Raw genomic sequence first — 18,533 nt, 5'->3', positions numbered from 1 at the left:
CGTGGGTGAGACACGGTGGCCCTCGGAGTGGCTGCGAGGCGTGCTGGAGCTGTGCGTGCTCGGCGTCCTCGCCGACGGCCCCACGTACGGCTACGCCATCGCGCAACGGCTGGCGGACGTGGGGCTCGGGGCGGTCAAGGGCGGCACCCTCTACCCGCTGCTGGCCCGGCTGGAGGCCGACAGGCTGGTCGAGTCGTCCTGGCACGCGGGCGAGGGCGGGCCGGGTCGCAAGTACTTCACGCTCACCCGGGCCGGCAAGGCTCACCTGCACGAGCGCGCCGAGCTGTGGGGCGCCTTCACCGGCACCGTCCGCAAACTGATGGAGTCCTGATGAGTGACGAATGGCGCGACGCTTTCGTGCTGAGGGCGCGCCTGCGCGACGTCCCCGGGCCGCGGATCGGCGAGGCGCTCGCCGAGGTCGAGACCCACTGCGCCGAGAGCGGCGAGACGCCGGCGGAGGCCTTCGGCGACCCGGTGCGGTACGCGCAGGCGCTGGCCGACCAGCTCCCGCCGCCGGCGCGCAACCCGCGACTGGGCTGGGCGCGCGTGGCGCTCGCCGGCGCGGCCGGCATCGGCGCGGTCAGCCTCCTGCTCAGCGGCGTCGCTGCCGTGTCCCACGACGCACCGGCGACGATCAGCACCGGAACGTTCGGGTCGGTGCTGATCGGCGCGGGTTTTGTGGTGGGCTTCTTCGCCGTGGCGGAGCGCGCCTCGGCATGGGGGCTCCGTTGGCTCCTGCCGCCGCTCATCGCGGTCGGCCTGGTGCTCACGGCGTTGCCGACGATCCTCCTGCGCGACAGTAGCTTCACGTCGGCCGGCTGGGTCGCGATCGCCGCGGCGGGCATTCTCTTCGCGGTCGCGTGGCTGGCGCTGGGCCGCACCACGGGGGCCGACCGCATCGTCGACCCCCGTACGGGGGCGGAGCCCGCCCTGGCGCCGAAGTGGGTGCTGGCGATGGCGCGCTACGGCCCCGCGGCGATGCTCCTGCTCGCGGTGGCGTTGGTGATCCTGCTGCGGCCGGGCGACGGGGCCTAGCCTCTCGGCGTGGGCCGGTCAGCTGAGCCAGGCGCGGACCTGGGCGAGGTCGCCGGCCGGGTCGGGGCCGATGGGGTCGACGTTGAGCACGGTGACGCCCGCGTCGCGGTAGGCGGCGATGCGGTCGCGCACGTACCCGGCCGGGCCGATGAGGCTGCCCAGCTCCAGCATCTCGGCTGGGACGGCCGCGGCGGCGCCCTTGCGGTCCCCGGCCAGGTACAGCTCCTGCACCCGGTTGGCCGCCGCCTCGTACCCGTACCGGCAGGCCAGGTCGTGGTAGAAGTTGCGGCCCTTGGCGCCCATGCCCCCGATGTAGAGGGCCAGCATCGGGCGGGCCGCCTCGCGGAGCGGGACCAGCTCGTCGCCGATCGCCAGCGGGCCGCCCGCGACGACCTCCAGCGGGGCCAGGTCGGTCGCCCGCCGCGCCGCCCCGGCGCGCAGCGCTTCGCCCCACACGGCGTCAGCCTTCTCGGGGATGAAGAGGAACGGCAGCCAGCCGTCCGCCACCTCGGCGGTCATGCGTACGTTCTTGTCGCCCAGGGCGGCCACGTAGATGGGGATGCTGTCGCGCACCGGGTGGGTGAGGATCTTCAGCGGCTTGCCGAGGCCGGTGCCCTGGTCGCCCGGCAACGGGATCGGGTACGCGCCGTCGTTGACGAGCGTCTCGCGCCGCCACACGCGCCGGCAGATATCGATGATCTCGCGGGTGCGGCCGAGCGGCCGGTCGTACGCGACGCCGTGCCAGCCCTCGATGACCTGCGGCCCGGACGCACCCAGGCCGAGGATCGCCCGGCCGCCCGACACGGCGTCCAGCCCGGCCGCGGTCTGCGCGATGAGCGCGGGGGTGCGCGAGTAGATCGGCAGGATGCCCGAACCGATCTGGATCCGTTCCGTCTTCGCGGCCAGGTAGCCCATGAGCGTGGGCGCGTCGAACCCGTACGCCTCGGCCACCCATACGATGTCCGCCCCGACGCGCTCGAACCCGGCCACGCGATCGATGAGGGTCCTGGGCTCGCCCGCGTACTGCATCGTCACGCTGAGTCTCATAGGCAGCACTGTACTCGACAGTAACTTCTGCGCGGACGCCCGCGACCAAAGAGGCCGCGCTACGGCGCGGGCAGCAGGTGGGTGACCTCCGGCGGGCCGTCGGCGAGGGCGCGGGCCCGCTCGTCGATCGCCTGGTCGGTGCCGGTGAGGCGGCCGCTGTGCTGGCGCAGGTGCTCGTCCCAGGAGGGCACCTGGTACATCTCGACCAGCCGGCCGGGCCGCTCGCCCTCGCGGAACAGGCCCCAGCGGATCGCCCCGGTGCGCAGCCGGGAGCGGCGCACGGCGCGCATCGCCGCGATGAACTCGGCCTCCCGGTCCGGGCTGACCGCGTAGCTCACGGTCACGACGACCGGGCCCGCCAACGGGTGCGGTTCCAGCTGCAGGTGCGGCATGGGCCAGTAGACCGCCGGGTCGCGGTTGAAGCCGCTGACGTCGCGCAGTGGCAGGAGCGGTACGGTCGCCGCGCCCAGCGCCATGAGCCCGGCCGCCGCGACGTAGCTGACCTCCAGGCTGGTGGCCTGCGCCAGCGCGCCCCACAGCAGCGAGCCCAGGCCCAGCCCGGCGGCGAACGCGATCTGGTAGACCGACAGCCCGCGGGCGCGGACCCAGCCCGGCAGGAACAGCTGCATCGCCGCGTTGATGCTGGACAGAACGGTGACCCAGGCGGCGCCCGCCGGCAGCAGGACGAGCAGGATCACGGCCTCCCACGGCACGGCCGCGAGCGCCACGAGCACCACGGTGTAGAGCACGCCGGCCGCGAACAGCATCCGGTTGGTCGACATGACGCGCCGCAGCCGGGGCAGCACGAGCGCGCCCGCCACGGCGCCCACCCCCATCGCGCCGAGCAGCGCGCCGTACCCGCCGGGGCCCAGGCCCAGCCGGCGGCTCGCCACGAGCGGGAGCAGCGCCCACAACGCGCTGCCGGGCACGACGAACAGCGTCGCGCGCAGCAGGATGCGCCGCACGACCGGTGAGTGGCGCACGTACCGGCCACCCGCGCGCACCGCCGCGGTGAACCGCTCCGGGTCGCCGGCGTCCTCGTCGGCCGGGTGCTTCCAGCGCCACAGTACGAAGGCGAAGACGGCGAACGACAGCGCGTTGAGGGCGAAGACGGCCGCGACGCCGGTGCGGGCGATGAGCAGGCCGGCGACGGCCGGACCCACGGCGCGGGCGAGGTTCTGGCTGATGCCGCCCAGCGCCGACGCGGACGGCAGGTCGGCCCGGGGCACCAGTTCGGGGATCACGGCCTGCCAGGCCGGCAGGACCATCGCCTGGCCGGCGCCCAGCGCGAACGTGAGCGTCAACAGCAGCGCGGGCGGCATCAGGTCGCCCGCCGTCAGCGCCGTCAGCATCGCGCCGACACAGACCTGACCCAGTTGTACGGCGATGAGCATGCGGCGCTTGTCGAACGTGTCCGCGAGCGCCCCGGCCGGCAGCGCCAGCAACAGGATGGGCAGGGTGCTCGCCGTCTGCACGAGCGCCACGAGGGTGGCGGCGTTCGGGTCGTCGACGAGCAGCCATTGGGCGCCGACCGTCTGCATCCACGTGCCGATGTTGCTGGCCAGCAGCGCGATCCACAGGTTGCGGAACGCGGCGATGCGCAGCGGCGCCCACGCGGACCGGGGCGCTGACTCGGACGTGGCCATCTGGTTTGACCGTACCTTGTGAGCGGCGCGGCGCCCGGCGTCACGGTGCGTGTCAAAATGCGCCAGTGAGCGACATTATGGTGGAAAAGCCCACATCAGGTGCCCAAAGGGACGCCGATCCGGCTGCCGGCGAACCCGCTGCGCCGGGCTGGCGGGAGTGGCGGCCCTCGGTCGTCCAGGGCTTCCTCACCTGGCTCGCCGCGATGATCACGTACGCGCTGGTGACCCTCGTGGCGTGGCTGCCGCCGGCCGGCGACCCGCCCGATCCCGGGGCGGTCTATGCACAGTGGAACAAGTGGGACGTCGCCTGGTACACGATCATCTCGGACCTCGGGTACACCTGGGACGAGCGCAGCCCGGCGTTCTTCCCGCTCTATCCGATGCTCGTCCGGCTGGTGAACCCGGTCGTGCCGGGGCTGTCGTTCCCGGCCGCGCTCACGGTCTCGTCCGCGGCCGGCCTCGCCGTCATGATCCTGATGCACCGCCTCACGACGGTCCACTTCGGCGAGGAGCTGGCCCGCCGCGCGATCTTCTACGTCATCGCGTGGCCGACCGCGTTCCTGCTCGTCAACGCGTACAACGAGTCTCTGCTGATCGCGCTGGCCCTGGGCGCGCTCTATCTCATGCACCGGGGACGGTGGGGGTGGGCGGCCGTCGTGGTCGCCTTCGCCGGCTCGGCCCGGGCGAGCGGCATCCTGCTCGTGGCGCCGTTCCTCTGGGAGTACCTGCGCCAGCACGGGTACTCGTGGCGCAGCCCGGGCCGGTCGCTGCGCGGCGTCCGGCCCGATCTCCTGTGGATCCTGCTCACCCCCACGGGCCTGGTCGTCTACATGGCGTACCTGTGGCACGCGTTCGGCGACCCGCTCATCTTCAGGACCGCGCAGGACGCCTGGTGGCGTCACCCCCGCCCGCCGTGGACGGGCATGATGCTCGGCGCCGACCTGCTCACCGAACACTGGCCGTCCGTCGAGCCCAATGCCGTCCGCAACATCATCAACATGCTCACGGTCGTGCTGGCGTTGACCCTCATGCTGGCCGCGACGGTGGGCCCCTGGCGCCTGCGTGGCGACGGGATCTACCTCGTGGTCGCCTCGGCCGCGATGTTCGCCCTGCCCCTGTGTACGCCGATGGAGAATGGGTACTCCCCGTTGGACAGCCTGTGGCGGTATGTCCTGGAGGCCCCGGTCGTGTTCATGATGCTGGCCCGGTTGGGCCGCGGCTTCTTCTTCGACCGCGCGTTCATCATGGTCGCGCTCGCCATGCAGGGCGTCATGATCGTTGTGTTCCTGCACGAGCAGTTCGTCGGCTGAGGAGACCCATGGACGACATCACGGCCCTGATCCAGGACGACCACGAGGCGTTCCGGCGGGGGTTCGCCCGCCTCGACGACGCGCGCGGCGCCGACGAGCTGCGCGCGGTCTGGGAGCCGCTGGCCCTGCACCTCGACATCCACGCCGAGGCCGAGGAGGCCGTCTTCTATCCGCAGCTGCTGCGGCGCGGCGATGACGCGGAGGACGAGACCGACGACGCGATCCGCGACCACAACAAGCTGCGCGACGCGATCGAGGAGGCCCGCCGCCACGAGGTCGGCTCCGACGAGTGGTGGGCGGCTGTCTGGGCGTGCCGCCGCGAGAACACCCACCACCTCGGCGAGGAGGAGGACGACGTCCTGCCGGACTTCCGCCGCAACGCCACGGTCGAGCTGCGCGACCAGCTCGCCACCGAGTGGCTCGCGTTCTACGCCGAGCACCCGTCCGGCCGGGGACTCACCTTCCGCGACAAGGACCCGAAGCGCTACATCGAGGAGAACAGCCCGTAGCGCTCAGCCCCGGGTCGGCCGGAGGCGCGGCGACGCCCGCGCTTGCGGCGCGCCTAGGCGACGAACGCCTCGTGCAGGAAGGTCGTCACCATGATGCCCTGCATGGACAGCACCACCATCGTGTATATCCGGTCGAACGCGAAGTTCTCCCCTAGCCGGGCCAGCATGATGAAGATGACCGGGGCCTCCAGCAGGTAGCGCCAGAACCCGGGCAGCGGCGGCTGGTTCAACTGGACCGGCCCGCACAGCGGCAGCAGGAGCGTGACGAACGAGAAGGCGGTCAGATACAGCATCTCCGGACGCAGCCGCCACCGGCCCGCCACGGCGAGCGTCAGCAGGACGGCGCAGCCGAACACCAGGAAGATGGCGATGACATTTCTGGCCGACTCGGTGGCCAGGGACGGCCAGCGTTCCTCCACGATGCGGAAGGCGTACCCCATGGTGGTCCACGGCGGCTTCGCCCCGTAGCGGAACCATGCCTCCTGCGCGTGCTGGAAGGCGAGCGGGTCACCGAAGCTGCGCCAGAGGTAGATCATGTAGATGACCAGCCCGAGCGGCGCGACGAGGATCCACAGCGCGTCCAGGCGGATCTTTCGCGGGGACCAGTCGTGCTGGCGCAGGTACTCCAGGACGAACGGCACCATGAGCAGCACGCCGCCGGTACGCGTGGCGCTGGCGAACCCGGCCAGGATGGCTGCGCCGGCCCACTTGCCGCGGTGCATGAGGTACAGCGAGCTGAGTGCGAGCGCGATCAGCAACGACTCGTTGTACGCGATGACCATGAAGAACCCGGTGGGGAACGCCAGGAGGTAGAACGTCGCCCGCCTGGCCAGCGCGTCGCCGAGGAAGATCGCGGTCAGCCGGTGCATCATGATCAACGCGATGAGGGCGGCGAGCGCGGACAGGATCAGCCCGGCTTCGAACGACCCGCCCGGCAGGATCGGGTTCGTCAGCCGCATCAGCATCGGGTAGAGCGGGAAGAACGCCGGTCCGCGCCCGTCGTAGTGGTAACCCAGGTCGGCGATCAGGGTGTACCAGTCGGTGTCCCAGCCGTGCCAGGCTTCCCAGACGGTGTAGAAGGTGGGCTCGTTCTCGGGCGTCGGCAGCCAGGAGACGAACGTGCACGCCGCGTACGCCGCGAGGCCGGCGATCCAGGTCCAGAACCCGGTCAGCACCGAGGGACGCCAGTCGCGCCACATCGCGCGCGCGCCGGTCCGGGTGGGCTCCGGGGGAGCCTGCTCGCCCTCGTCCGACCGGTTCGGCTCGACCGCGGTGTCAGTCATGGTGTCACTCATCCCTATCCGACCGGACGCCGCCGCCACGCGCCGCCTATCGAAATACGCAGATCAAACGGCGCCCATTGTGGCATGGAGCGCCCGAAAAGGGGGACCGCCCGTACCCCGCCCCGCCCTCCCTTCGCCCCCGTGTCCCGCCCTCTCCCGGCCGACGTTTGGGTGGTTCCGCGTGTCATCCGTGGGCGGAGTAACACGCGGAACCGCCCAAACGTCCACGTGGGCACGGCGGCGCGGGGTTGGAAATGGCGGGAACTCCCGGTCGGGCGGGGGCGACCAGTGTGTTGTGCCCGGTGGGCACGTCGGATGCGAATGGAGTACGCGGTCATGCGTCGTAACCTGCTGCGCGCCGGGGCGGTTCTCGCCGCCGTCGGGGCGGTTGTCCTGGCCTCGGCGGCGCCCGCCGCCGCCCATGTGACGGTGAACTCGGCGAACGCCACCCAGGGCGGGTACGCCAAGGTGGCCTTCCGGGTGCCGAACGAACGGGACAATGCGGGCACAGTGAAGCTGGAGATCAACCTGCCGGCCGACGCGCCGGTGGCCTCGGTGTCCGTGCGCCCGCTGCCCGGGTGGACGGTGAAGACCGAGAAGACCACGCTCACGAAGCCGCTGGAGGTGCACGGCCGCCAGATCACCGAGGCTGTCTCGAAGATCACCTGGACGGCGGACTCGGGCGTGCAGGTGAGGCCGGGCCAGTTCGAGGAGTTCGAGGCGTCCCTCGGGCCGCTGCCCGAGGTCGATCAGATGATCTTCAAGGCGCTGCAGACGTACTCCAACGGCGAGGTCGTCCGCTGGATCGACGAGCCGGCCACGGACGGCAGTGAGGTGGAGCATCCGGCGCCCGTCCTCAAGCTGGCCAAGTCCACCGGCGACGCGCACGGCGCGGTGGCCTCGACGGTCGCCCCGGGCGAGCACGACGCCGATGGCGGGGATGAGCACGCGTCCTCGTCGTCCTCGGCCGGCACCCTCCTGGGCGCACTGGGCCTGGCGCTGGGCCTGGTGGCCCTGGTGATCGGCCTCCTCGCCTACCGCCGCGCCGCCAACCCGCGCGCCTGACGCGCCGGCACCGCGTTACGGCGTCGGCGGCGGGCCGCGGACGACCGCGCCCGCCGTCGGCGCCGATTCGCGGTGACGGAGCCACGCGACGGGCCGTCAGCGGCCGGTGACCGTCCAGGCCAGCAGGAGCCCGACCGCGCCCGCGCCGATGCCCGCGACCACGCTGGCCATCACGTTGGCGAGCGCGTAGAACCGCGCGCCCTCCTGTGCGAGGCGCAGCGTCTCGTAGCTGAACGTCGAGTACGTCGTGAGCGCCCCGCAGAACCCGGTGCCCACGAGGATCGACACCGGCCCGGCGGCGGGCAGGCCGGCGACGAAGCCCAGCAGCAGGCTGCCGGCGATGTTCACGGCCAGCGTGCCCCACGGGAAGATCGAGTCGTGACGCGCCTGGACGGCCCGGTCGACCAGGTACCGAGCGGGCGCCCCGATCGCCGCGCCCAGCGCGAGGAGCAGCAGGGTCATCGCAGCACCTGGTGGGTCAGCGCGCTGCCCGCCCAGACGGCGGCGACGGCTCCGGCCAGCGTGGCGGCCAGGTAGGCCAGCGCGGTGCCGGCCGACCCGGCGGACGCGGCGCGCCCGATGTCGACGACGTAGGTGGAGAACGTGGTGTAGCCGCCCAGGACGCCGACCCCGAGGAACGGGCGCGCCAGCCGCCAGGTCACGACGCGCTCGGTGAGGACCGCCATGAGCACGCCGATGAGCAGGCACCCGGACACGTTGACGACGAACGTGGACCAGGGGAACCCGCCGGGTCGGTGCGGCCAGGCGACGGAGATCCCGTAGCGGGCCAGGGTGCCGATCACCCCGCCGGCCGAGATCGCGGCGAGCACGGGCAGCGGGCTGGGCCGCAGCTCGGCCCGCTCGGCCGCGACGTGCAGGTCGACATCGGGGTCGATCGGGGCGGGCTCGGTCACCCCCGCAGGCTAGCGGGCCGTGTAGCCGCCATCGACGAGGTGGTAGCTGCCCGTGATGAACGACGCCCGGTCCGACAGCAGGAAGACCGTCAGCTCGGCGACCTCCTCGGGCGTGCCGAGCCGGCCGGTGGGGTGCAGGCTCACCAGGTATTGCAGCGTGGCATCGTCCATATGGGACAGCAGCGGCGTCGCGATGAAGGCCGGCCCGACGGAGTTGATCCGGATGTTGTCGCCGGCGTGCTCGATCGCCGCCGTCCGGGTGAGCCCGACGACGCCGTGCTTGGCGGCGACGTACGCGGGCGCGGAGGCGAAGCCGACCGTGCCGAGGATCGAGGCCATGTTGACGATCGCGCCGCCCCCGACCGCCTTGATCGCCGGGATCTCGTAGCGCAGGCAGTAGAAGACGCTGTTGAGGTTCGTGTCGATGACCTTGCGCCAGGCGTCGATGTCGTAGTCGCCGGTGATCGCCGCTTCACCGCCGATGCCGGCGTTGTTGACCGCCAGGTGCAGCCCGCCGAAGGCCTGGACGGTCTGCTCGACGGCGACCTGTACTGCCGCCGCGTCGGTCACATCGAGCTGGATGGGTAGGGCGCCCTCGATGGTGGCGGCGGCCTCACGTACGCCGTCGGCGTTGTAGTCGGCGAGGGCCACCCGCGCGCCGCCGGCGGCCAGTTTGCGGGCCACCGCCAGGCCGATGCCCGACGCGGCACCCGTGACGAACGCGCTCTTCCCCGTGAACTCTCCGGCCATGTCGTTCCCCTGTCGTGCTGGGTGAAATGCCCGACTCGTCCGCCATCTTACCGGCGCGGCCGGGGTCCGCACGGCAGAACGGGCCGGCACCCCGGGGGGCGCCGGCCCGGTCGAGGTCTTCCGGCTACAGCGGCCCGTAGCGCGTGCCGAACGAGCCGCCGTTCGACACCGTGCAGGACGGCACGCCGGACACGACGTGGCAGAAGTCCGCGCCGCCGGAGCCGTTGAAGTCGGCGAAGCCGACCGTGTCCCAGTTGCTCGTGTTGGCGCTGAGGTGCCCGCTGAAGCTGGTGCCCTGCGACAGGGTGCAGGTGGCCGTCCCGCCGACCTTGCGGCAGAAGTCGTCGCGGCCGTCGTTGTTCACGTCGGCCCACACGCTGGTGCCGGCGGTCCCGGTGTCCAGGCCCGACGAGTACGTGGACCCGAACGACGCGCCGTTGGACACCGTGCACGTGATCGAGTAGCTCCACAGGCCCACGATGCGGCAGAAGTCAGCGCGCTTGTCGTTGTTGATATCGGCCCAGCGCCGGCTGTCGTCGTAGCCCGGGTCGAGCGCGTTGGAGCTGACGGCCAGCCCGAACCCGGTGCCGGTGCTCGGCGTGCACTGGGCGTACTTGTTGGAGCCGCCCACGATCCGGCAGTAGTCGGCGCGGTTGTCGTTGTTGATGTCCGTCCACGTGCGCCCCGCGTCGTACCCGGGGTCGATCGAGCCGGAGGTGATCGACGTGGGTTCGAATCCCGCACCGGTCGACCTCAGGCAGGCCAGCTGGTAGCCGCCGACGACGCGGCAGTAGTCGGCGCGGTTGTCGTTGTTGATGTCCACCCAGGCCCGCCCCGCGTCGTAGCCGGCGTCGATCGTGTTCGAGCCGTACGTGGCGCCGAAGCCGTCGGCGGTCGAGATCGTGCACTGCACGCTCTGGTAGACGCCGCCGACGACGCGGCAGTAGTCGGCCCGCCCGTCGCCGTTGAAATCGGTCCACGCCCGGCCGGCGGTGTAGCCGAGGTCGAGGCCCGGCCCGGACCAGCTCTGCCCGAAGCCGGTACCGGTCGACAGCGTGCAGACGGGCGCGTCGGTGAGCCGGCAGTAGTCGGCCCGCCCGTCGGCGTTGAAGTCGACCCAGCCCTGCCCGGCCTGCACGCCCTTGAACCCGAGCACGGACGCCTGCGCGGGGCTGGGCGCGGCCAGCAGCGCCGCGAGGAGAGCTGCCGCGACGGCGAGGAGGAGCGCCGCCGCGCGTCTGGTGGTGGTGAGCACCATGTCCACGACCCTTTCTGGTGAGACGTTGATGCTCATCACGCTAGGAAAGGGGACCTGACCTGGGCATCAGTGCTAGCACGTAGGCCGCGTCAGGCCGCCGACAGATGGGTGAGCACGGCCAGCACCCGCCGGTTGGTGTCCGGCTCCTCGTGCAGCCCGAGCTTGGTGAAGATGCTGCGTACGTGGGTCTCCACGGTGCGCTCGGCCAGGTGCAGTTCGGCGGCGACCCCGGCGTTCGACCGCCCCTCGGCCATCCGCGCGAGGATCTCCCGCTCGCGCGCCGACAGCACCGCGATGCCGGACGCGGCGGCCGGCCGCCGCAGCACCTGTGCCACCACGAGCGGGTCGATCGCGGTGCCCCCGGCCGCGACGCGGCGCACCTGGGCGACGAACGCGTCGATGTCGCAGACCCGGTCCTTGAGCAGGTACCCGACGCCGCCAGCGCCGCGGTGCTCCAGCACCGCCAGCGCCTCGCGCCGCTCGATGTGCTGCGACAGCAGCAGTACGCCCACGCGAGGGTGGCGCCGCCGCACCGCGGCGGCCGCCCGCACCCCCTCGGTGGTCCAGGTCGGCGGCATCCGGATGTCCACGATGGCCAGCTCCGGGGTGTACGCGTCGACCGCGCGCAGCAGCGCCTCGGCGTCGCCGGCCTCGGCGGCCACCTCGAAGCCCTCCGCCTCCAGCACCCGGCGCAGCCCCGTCCGCAGCAGCACGGCGTCGTCGGCCAGGACGACGCGGGTCACCGGGCACCGCCCAGCGGCAGGCTCGCCCGTACGGTCGTGCCGGGCCCGCTGGTCACCTCGAACGTGCCGCCGCACGACTCGACGCGGGCGCGCAGCCCGGCCAGCCCGCCGCCGGGGACCGTGACGGCGCCCCCGGCGCCGTCGTCGCGCACGGTCACCACCAGCCGGCCGCCGGCCGTGGCCAGGGTCGCGGTGGCGGCGCTCGCGTGCGCGTACCTCTCCAGGTTCGTCACGGCCTCGGCCACGACGAAGTAGGCGGCGACCGCGGCCTGCTCGTCGATCTCGACCCCGCCGAGCCGGTCGTCGACGGTGATGGGCACGCTGGCCCGGTCGGCGAGCGCGGCGACCGCCCCCGGCAGGCCGTAGCGGACCAGTTCGGGCGGGTTCATGCCGCGCACGAGCGCGCGCAACTCGGCGACGGCCGTCTCGACCTCGGCCGCGCCGCGCGCGACGAGTTCCCGGTCGGGCGTGCCCGCGCGGCTGGCCTGGCGCAGCAGCAGCGCGGCGGCGATGAGCCGCTGCTGCACGCCGTCGTGCACGTCGCGCTCGACCCGCTGGCGCGCCGCGTCTCCGGCCTCGATGAGGTCGCGGCGATGGCTGCGGGTGAGGCTCATGGCGGCGCCCAGGGGCACGAGTCCGGCGCCCGCGGCGAAGACGGCGGTCGCCCAGGACTGTCCGGCGAAGGCCGCCGACGTGGCCACGCCGGTGGTGCCCGCGCGGATGAACGTGGCCGTCCACAGGGGAGCGAACGCGTGCCGGTCACGCGAGCCGGCTCGCGCGTAGCGCACCACGAAGACGATGAGGAGCCCGGCGGCGACGGCGACGGGGTACGTGCTCCCGCGCAGGGCGACCAGCCCGGCGACCGTGAGTTCGCCGCCGCCCGCCAGCAGCCAGTAGCCGGCGATGGTCGTCGGCCAGTAGAGGTACGCCGCCGCGACGATGAGCCGGTCGGCGCGGGTGAGCAGCCGGCCGGCCGGCATGAGCATCGCGCAGTGCAGCACCATCGGGTCGTAGCAGACGCTCAGCGCCAGGCCGCCGGCCCCGAGCGCGGGCACGTCGGCGCGGTCCCACGTGGTGAGTAGCCAGACGAGGCCGGCGGCGGACATGACCGCGCCCACGGCGCTGTCCGGCCGGGTCCGCCACATCCGCACCCCCACCTCGACGTGTGCGAGCCCCACGGCGGCGAGGACGGCGGTCTCCCACGGCGAGCGAACGGTCGGGTGGAGCACCGGCGCGCTCGCGAGGACAACGGCGGCGGCCCGGATGAGCCACCACCGGTACGGGTTCACGCAAGCATGCTCGCGCCGGTACGCACGGCCCACAAGTGTCGGAATCCCGCAGCCGACCATGAGTCGGGCATAGTCCACGATCCGTGCCGCGCATGGTCGGTTCGATCGCCGCGGCGGCGGGGGTGGCCGGTGAGGGGCGCGTCGGCGCGCGCCCCTCACCGGGTCGTCACGCGGTCGTGCAGGCTGCCGGGGCGAGTCCGGCGCCGTTGAGCGCGAACCCGGACGGCAGCCCCGAGCCGGCCGGGTAGGTCGCGAAGAGTCCGAACTGGGCGGTGCCGCCCGGATTGAGGGTGGCCTGGTAGGCCGCCGGGGTGGCGGTGGCCTGCGTGCCGACGCGGGTCACCGGCGCGCCGCCGAAACTGCTGTTGATCGTGTGGGTGGCGGGCAGGGTGAACGTGACCGTCCAGTTGGCCAGGACCGTCGCCGCGGTCATGTTCTCCACGATCACCGACAGCATGTACTGCTGGCCGAACGTGGTGAGCTGGACCCTGCAGGTCGGCGCAGGCGTGGCGGCCCGCGTGGTGAACGTCAGCGGCGCCGAGCGCGGCGACCGGTTGCCGTTCGGGTCGACCGCGACCATCGCGACCGTGTACGACGTGGCCGGCTGCAGGTCGCGCAGGTAGACGGAGGTGATGTTGTTGGTCGCCCAGTCCGTCCAGACGCCGTCGACCTCGCGCTGCACCCAGTACGCGGCGACCCGGTTGTTGTCCGTCGCCGCCGCCGTGGTGCTGATGGTGGCGCTGACCGTGGTGACCGACAGCGCCATCAGCGTCCCCGGGGCCGTCGGCGCGACGGTGTCCGGCAGCGGCGCGGTCGTCACGAAGATGTACCCCGACGGGGCGCTCGTCGTGTAGCCCGACCCGGCCACGGGGTTGGCGACGATCCGGTACTCGTAGACCTTGTCGGGCGTCAGTCCATGGTGGGTAAAGGTCGTCGCGCCGGTGGTGGCGAGGTCACGCCACGCCGTGCGACCCTCGATGAACTGGACGGTGTAGTCGGCGACCGGGCCCGCCGACGCGGCCCAGGTGATCGTGATGCTGGTCGTGGTGACGGTGGTGGCGACGGGCGTGCCCGGCGTGGGCAGGGCGGTCGAGGCCGCCGCCGGGGCGGCCAGCAGGCCGGCGCCGAGCGCGCCGACCACGAGGGCGGCGAGGCGCCGCCCCGGGTGGTGGAATTTCATGTGACTCTCCAAAGGGTACGGACGACCCGTGCTGGCGAGTGTGCGCCGCTCGGGCCGTGGCCGCCGACGTTCTTGGACGCGGTTGGACGCCGTGGCAGGAACGTCGCGCGAGGGCGGTTCCGGCTCATCGATCCCGTGATATGGACGCGGGGGCATCGTTTCGTCGGACCCGTGTGTTCGGATGGGTGTGCGCCCCGCGAACCGGGGTAGCGTCGATGGAAGTCGACCCAGGGGGAGCGATGGCAACCGTGATCCGGAGCACCACGCCCGACGTCGTCACGCTGAGTGACGTGTCCGATGCTGAAGGTCATATCACGCGGATCTGTTTCAAGACCGGCCCTCCTAGCCGGGTGGGCGTCGAACTGGAGTGGACCGTCCACCACCCCGACGCCCCGGCCACCCTGCTGGACGTGCCAACCCTGCGCGCCGCGCTCGGCGCCCACGCCCCCGCCACCCTCGGCGCGACGGGCCCCGCACAGCCACTGCCCGCCGGCGGTCTGGTGACCGTCGAGCCCGGCGGACAGGTCGAGATCTCCTCGTCGCCCGCCCGCACGCTGGGCGACCTGCACGAGGCCGTCACCGCGGACCTCGGCCACCTGACCGGCCACCTCGCCGCTGCGGGTCTCACCCTCGGCACCGCCGGCATCGATCCGCACCGGCCGCCCCGCCGTCTCGTCGACACTCCGCGCTACGCCGCCATGGAGCGGTTCTTCGACGCGCGCGGCCCGGACGGCCGCACGATGATGTGCAGCACGGCCGGCCTGCAGGTCTGCATCGATGCGGGCACGCCGGCCCAGGCGCGGGCGCGGTGGGCGGCGCTGCACGAGATCGGACCGGCGCTGGTGGCCGCGTTCGCCACCGCCCGTTGTCACGCGGGCCGCGACACCGGCTGGGCGTCGGCCCGGATGGCGGCCTGGTTCGCCATCGACCCCGCCCGCACGGCCCCGGTGCCGGTCGACGGCGCCGACCCGGCCGCCGCGTGGGCACGCTACGCGCTGGCGGCGCCGCTGCTGTGCGTTCGCCGCGACGGCGACGACTGGCACCCGCCGCGCGGCGTCACGTTCGCCGACTGGATCGGCGGCGCGCTGCCCCGTCCGCCCACGGTGGACGATCTGGACTACCACCTCGGCACCCTGTTCCCGCCGGTACGCCCGCGCGGCTACCTGGAGGTGCGCTACCTCGACGCGCAGCCCGGCGCGGAGTGGATCGCCCCGACGGCCGTGGTCGCCGCGCTGCTGGCCGACGACACCACCACCGACCGCGCCCGCGCGGCCGCGCAGCCGGCGGCCGGCCGGTGGCGCGACGCGGCCCTCGCCGGCGTGGCCGACCCGGCCGTCCGGCAGGCGGCCGGTGACCTGCTCGACCTGGCCCGACGACGGCTGGACCGCACCGGCCTGTCCACAGCCGCCCAACACCTCGTGCACGACATCGTCGACCGACGCCTGCGCCCTCAGGAGGACACGACATGACCGAACAGTTGAGAACCCACGTCGCCGAGCAACTGGAGAACGCGCGGGCCCGCACGGCCGTCCTCACGGAGGCCGTCGACGACGCCGACCTGGTGCGCCAGCACTCGCCGCTGATGTCACCGCTCGTCTGGGACCTCGCGCACGTCGGCAACCAGGAGGAACTCTGGCTGGTGCGCGACCTGGGTGGGCGCGAGCCCGTGCGCCGCGACATCGACGAACTGTACGACGCGTTCAAGCACCCGCGCCGCGACCGGCCCACCCTGCCCCTGCTCAACCCCGCCGAGGCCAGGGCGTATGTGGCGACCGTGCGCGACAAGGCCCTCGACGTTCTCGACCGGGTGCGCCTGGACGAGGGCCGGCCGCTGGTCGCCGACGGCTTCGCGTTCGGGATGATCGTGCAGCACGAGCAGCAGCACGACGAGACCATGCTCGCCACGCACCAGCTGCGCGCGGGGGCCCCGGTGCTCGACGCGCCGCCCCCGCCGCGGGCCCGCACGCCCGTGGCCGGCGAGGTCATCGTCCCCGGCGGCCCGTTCGAGATGGGTACGAGCACCGAGGCGTGGGCGCTGGACAACGAGCGGCCCGCCCACCTGGTCGACGTCAAGGCGTTCGCGATCGACGCGGCCCCGGTCACGAACGGCCAGTACGAGCGGTTCATCGCCGACGGCGGCTACGACGACCCGCGCTGGTGGAGCCCCGCCGGCTGGGCGCACCGGCACGAGGCGAACCTGGTCGCCCCGAAGCACTGGGTCCGCGACGGCGCCGGCTGGGCGCACACCCGGTTCGGCCGCACCGTGCCGATCGAACCCGACGCGCCCGTGGTGCACGTGTGCTTCTTCGAGGCCGAGGCGTACGCGGCCTGGGCCGGCCGCCGCCTGCCCACGGAGGCCGAGTGGGAGAAGGCCGCCCGCTACGATCCGGCCACCGGCCGGTCGCGGCGCTACCCGTGGGGCGACGAACCGCCCGGCCCGCAGCACGCCAACCTGGGCCAGCGCCACCTGTCGCCCGCCCCGGTCGGCGCCTACCCGGACGGCGCCTCGCCGCTCGGCGCGCACCAGCTCATCGGCGACGTGTGGGAGTGGACGTCGAGCGACTTCCGGCCGTACCCGGGCTTCGTCGCTTTCCCTTACCGGGAGTACTCGGAGGTCTTCTTCGGCCCCGACTACAAGGTGCTGCGCGGCGGTTCGTTCGGCACGGACGCGGCCGCGTGCCGGGGCACCTTCCGCAACTGGGACTACCCGATCCGCCGGCAGATCTTCAGCGGCTTCCGCTGCGCCCGCGACCTGCGCCCCGACGAGCTGGGCTGATGTGCCGGCACCTCGCCTACCTGGGACCGCCCGCGCCGCTGTCGGCGCTGCTGTTCGACGCGCCGCACGCGCTGGCCCGCCAGTCGTGGGCGCCCCGCGACATGCGCGGCGGCGGCACGATCAACGCGGACGGCTTCGGCGTGGGCTGGTATCCGCCGGGCGCCACGACGCCCGTGCGCTACCGCCGGGCCGGTCCGCTGTGGAGCGATCCGACGCTGCCCGCGCTGGCCGCCGCGACCAGCGCGGGGGCGGTGCTGGCGGCCGTGCGCTCGGCCACGGTGGGAATGCCGGTGACGGAGCACGCCGCCGCGCCGTTCGGTGAGGGGCCGTGGCTGTTCAGCCACAACGGGGTCGTGGCCGGCTGGCCCGACTCGGTGACCGGGCTCGCCGCCCGGCTGCCCACCCGCGACCTGCTCACCCTCGACGCGCCCACGGACGCGGCCCTGCTGTGGGCGCTCGTCCGCGACCGCCTGCGCGCCGGCGTCCCGCTGGACAGGGCCGCGGCCGAGACCGTGGTCGAGGTGGTGGCCGCGGCTGCGGGTTCGCGCCTCAACCTGCTGCTCACCGACGGGGTACGCGTCGCCGCGACCACCCTGGGCCACGCCCTGTCGGTGCGCGCGCGGCCCGATTCGGTGCTGGTCAGCTCCGAGCCGCTCGACGACGACCCCGCCTGGCGGACCGTTCCCGACGGGCACCTGCTCGTCGCCACCGCGACCACTGTCGACATCACCGACCTGGGGAGACCATGACCGAGCTGGACATTCACCTCGACGAGTCCGACCTGACCGCCGCGCTGCGCCACGACGTGGCCGCCGGCCTGGCCGCCGACCCGAAGTGGCTGCCGCCCAAGTGGTTCTACGACGCCCGGGGCAGCGAGCTGTTCGAGGAGATCACCCGCCTGCCCGAGTACTATCCGACCCGCGCCGAGCGGGCCATCCTCGCCGAACGCGCGGGCGAGATCGCCCGCATCACGGACGCGAAGACGCTCGTGGAACTCGGTTCCGGCTCGTCGGAGAAGACCCGGCTCCTCCTGGACGCGCTGCTCGCGCACGGCACCCTGGGCGCGTTCGTGCCGCTGGACGTGTCCGTGGCGGCCCTGCGCGAGGCGGTCGACCGGCTCACCGGGGACTACCCGGGCCTGGCCGTGCACGGCATCGTCGGCGACCTGACCCGGCACCTGGGCACTATCCCGCGCGGCGGCGGCCGGGTCGTCGCCTTCCTCGGCGGCACGATCGGCAACCTGTTGCCGGCGGAGCGGGCCGCGTTCCTGGGCGCCCTGCGCGCCGTGCTCGACGAGGGGGAGTGGCTGCTGCTGGGCGCCGACCTGGTCAAGGACCCGGCCGTGCTGGTGCCCGCCTACGACGACGCGGCCGGCGTCACGGCCGAGTTCAACCGCAACGTGCTGCGCGTGGTCAACCGGGAGCTGGGCGCGGACTTCGACGTGGCGGCCTTCGCCCATGTCGCGCTGTGGAACCCCGACGAGGAGTGGATCGAGATGCGCCTGCGTGCCGAGCGCGCCATGTCGGTGACCGTCGGCGAGCTGAACCTGGCGGTGAGCTTCGAATCGGGCGAGGAGCTGCGTACGGAGGTGTCGGCCAAGTTCCGGCCGGCGGGCCTGGCCGGTGAGCTGGCGGCGGCCGGCTTCGAGCCGCGCCACTGGTGGACCGACCCGCAGTCCCGCTTCGGTGTCGCGCTCGCCCGCGCGGGCGGTTAGCGTCCGACGGCTAC

Annotated in this window: 19 protein-coding genes; 9 read left to right on the top strand and 10 right to left on the bottom strand. The window is 73.2% G+C overall.

Annotation, left to right across the window (positions count from 1 at the left end; all coding sequences use genetic code 11):
• Nucleotide 1 precedes the first annotated feature (1 nt).
• Both ABD191_RS14810 and ABD191_RS14805 read left to right on the top strand, forming a co-directional pair.
• Nucleotides 2-331 carry a PadR family transcriptional regulator gene (locus ABD191_RS14810; RefSeq protein ID WP_344081817.1) on the top strand — a complete coding sequence of 110 codons (330 nt, stop codon included), beginning with the start codon at nucleotides 2-4 and terminating at the stop codon, nucleotides 329-331.
• Nucleotides 331-1,035 (top strand): HAAS signaling domain-containing protein, encoded by a 705-nt coding sequence (locus ABD191_RS14805; RefSeq protein ID WP_344081814.1) that lies wholly within the window; start codon nucleotides 331-333, stop codon nucleotides 1,033-1,035. The genes ABD191_RS14810 and ABD191_RS14805 overlap by 1 nt, the downstream gene beginning before the upstream one ends.
• Nucleotides 1,036-1,053: 18 nt before the next feature.
• Here the strand turns inward: ABD191_RS14805 and ABD191_RS14800 are convergent, their stop codons facing one another.
• Nucleotides 1,054-2,082: an LLM class F420-dependent oxidoreductase gene (locus ABD191_RS14800; protein WP_344081812.1), complete on the bottom strand. Its 1,029-nt coding sequence runs from the start codon at nucleotides 2,080-2,082 to the stop codon at nucleotides 1,054-1,056.
• A gap of 59 nt (nucleotides 2,083-2,141) precedes the next feature.
• Nucleotides 2,142-3,728, bottom strand: coding sequence for an MFS transporter (locus tag ABD191_RS14795; protein ID WP_344081809.1), 1,587 nt, complete (start codon nucleotides 3,726-3,728; stop codon nucleotides 2,142-2,144).
• A gap of 65 nt (nucleotides 3,729-3,793) precedes the next feature.
• Between ABD191_RS14795 and ABD191_RS14790 the strand changes: the two genes are divergently transcribed.
• Both ABD191_RS14790 and ABD191_RS14785 read left to right on the top strand, forming a co-directional pair.
• Complete coding sequence (locus tag ABD191_RS14790; RefSeq protein WP_344081806.1) at nucleotides 3,794-5,038, top strand: mannosyltransferase family protein; 1,245 nt, start codon at nucleotides 3,794-3,796, stop codon at nucleotides 5,036-5,038.
• 8 nt (nucleotides 5,039-5,046) lie between these two features.
• Complete coding sequence (locus ABD191_RS14785; RefSeq protein ID WP_344081803.1) at nucleotides 5,047-5,547, top strand: hemerythrin domain-containing protein; 501 nt, start codon at nucleotides 5,047-5,049, stop codon at nucleotides 5,545-5,547.
• Between the two features lie 53 nt (nucleotides 5,548-5,600).
• Here ABD191_RS14785 and ABD191_RS14780 read toward each other — a convergent pair whose 3' ends face one another.
• A complete protein-coding gene (locus tag ABD191_RS14780; RefSeq protein ID WP_344081800.1) occupies nucleotides 5,601-6,830 on the bottom strand; it encodes a mannosyltransferase family protein in 1,230 nt (409 codons plus the stop codon).
• A gap of 336 nt (nucleotides 6,831-7,166) precedes the next feature.
• Here ABD191_RS14780 and ABD191_RS14775 point away from each other — a divergent pair, with 336 nt between their 5' ends.
• Nucleotides 7,167-7,895, top strand: coding sequence for a YcnI family protein (locus ABD191_RS14775; RefSeq protein ID WP_344081797.1), 729 nt, complete (start codon nucleotides 7,167-7,169; stop codon nucleotides 7,893-7,895).
• A 96-nt stretch (nucleotides 7,896-7,991) separates the two neighbouring features.
• Here ABD191_RS14775 and crcB read toward each other — a convergent pair whose 3' ends face one another.
• The 7 genes from crcB to ABD191_RS14740 all read right to left on the bottom strand — a co-directional run bounded on the left by crcB (nucleotide 7,992) and on the right by ABD191_RS14740 (nucleotide 14,029).
• Entirely contained in the window at nucleotides 7,992-8,357 is a 366-nt protein-coding gene (crcB, locus tag ABD191_RS14770; RefSeq protein WP_344081794.1) for a fluoride efflux transporter CrcB, read from the bottom strand.
• On the bottom strand, nucleotides 8,354-8,809 hold the full coding sequence (locus tag ABD191_RS14765) for a fluoride efflux transporter FluC (RefSeq protein WP_344081791.1): 456 nt from the start codon (nucleotides 8,807-8,809) through the stop codon (nucleotides 8,354-8,356). The genes crcB and ABD191_RS14765 overlap by 4 nt, the downstream gene beginning before the upstream one ends.
• Before the next feature lie 9 nt (nucleotides 8,810-8,818).
• Entirely contained in the window at nucleotides 8,819-9,559 is a 741-nt protein-coding gene (locus tag ABD191_RS14760) for an SDR family NAD(P)-dependent oxidoreductase (protein WP_344081788.1), read from the bottom strand.
• A 124-nt stretch (nucleotides 9,560-9,683) separates the two neighbouring features.
• Nucleotides 9,684-10,853 (bottom strand): hypothetical protein, encoded by a 1,170-nt coding sequence (locus tag ABD191_RS14755; RefSeq protein WP_344081785.1) that lies wholly within the window; start codon nucleotides 10,851-10,853, stop codon nucleotides 9,684-9,686.
• Between the two features lie 53 nt (nucleotides 10,854-10,906).
• Nucleotides 10,907-11,560, bottom strand: a complete 654-nt coding sequence (locus ABD191_RS14750; RefSeq protein WP_344081782.1) for a response regulator transcription factor — start codon at nucleotides 11,558-11,560, stop codon at nucleotides 10,907-10,909.
• Entirely contained in the window at nucleotides 11,557-12,849 is a 1,293-nt protein-coding gene (locus ABD191_RS14745) for a sensor histidine kinase (RefSeq protein ID WP_344081779.1), read from the bottom strand. Before ABD191_RS14745 ends, ABD191_RS14750 begins: the two co-directional genes overlap by 4 nt.
• A 166-nt stretch (nucleotides 12,850-13,015) precedes the next feature.
• Nucleotides 13,016-14,029 carry a fibronectin type III domain-containing protein gene (locus ABD191_RS14740; protein WP_344081776.1) on the bottom strand — a complete coding sequence of 338 codons (1,014 nt, stop codon included), beginning with the start codon at nucleotides 14,027-14,029 and terminating at the stop codon, nucleotides 13,016-13,018.
• Nucleotides 14,030-14,268: 239 nt separating this feature from the next.
• Between ABD191_RS14740 and egtA the strand changes: the two genes are divergently transcribed.
• From egtA to egtD, 4 genes are read left to right on the top strand one after another with little or no spacing between them, the layout of a single operon-like run.
• The gene (gene egtA, locus ABD191_RS14735) at nucleotides 14,269-15,498 is read left to right on the top strand and encodes an ergothioneine biosynthesis glutamate--cysteine ligase EgtA (RefSeq protein ID WP_344081773.1); all 1,230 of its coding nucleotides are present in this window, start codon (nucleotides 14,269-14,271) and stop codon (nucleotides 15,496-15,498) included.
• The gene (egtB, locus tag ABD191_RS14730) at nucleotides 15,495-16,805 is read left to right on the top strand and encodes an ergothioneine biosynthesis protein EgtB (protein ID WP_344081770.1); all 1,311 of its coding nucleotides are present in this window, start codon (nucleotides 15,495-15,497) and stop codon (nucleotides 16,803-16,805) included. The genes egtA and egtB overlap by 4 nt, the downstream gene beginning before the upstream one ends.
• Complete coding sequence (egtC, locus tag ABD191_RS14725) at nucleotides 16,805-17,554, top strand: ergothioneine biosynthesis protein EgtC (RefSeq protein WP_344081767.1); 750 nt, start codon at nucleotides 16,805-16,807, stop codon at nucleotides 17,552-17,554. Before egtB ends, egtC begins: the two co-directional genes overlap by 1 nt.
• The gene (gene egtD, locus ABD191_RS14720; RefSeq protein ID WP_344081764.1) at nucleotides 17,551-18,519 is read left to right on the top strand and encodes an L-histidine N(alpha)-methyltransferase; all 969 of its coding nucleotides are present in this window, start codon (nucleotides 17,551-17,553) and stop codon (nucleotides 18,517-18,519) included. Before egtC ends, egtD begins: the two co-directional genes overlap by 4 nt.
• The last annotated feature ends 14 nt before the right edge of the window (nucleotides 18,520-18,533 follow it).

The sequence above is a fragment of the Luedemannella helvata genome, assembly GCF_039528415.1.
In the GTDB taxonomy this organism is placed as follows: domain Bacteria; phylum Actinomycetota; class Actinomycetes; order Mycobacteriales; family Micromonosporaceae; genus Luedemannella; species Luedemannella helvata.
The sequence above is the reverse complement of the archived record's forward strand: the minus strand, read 5'-3'. Positions and strand labels throughout refer to the sequence as shown.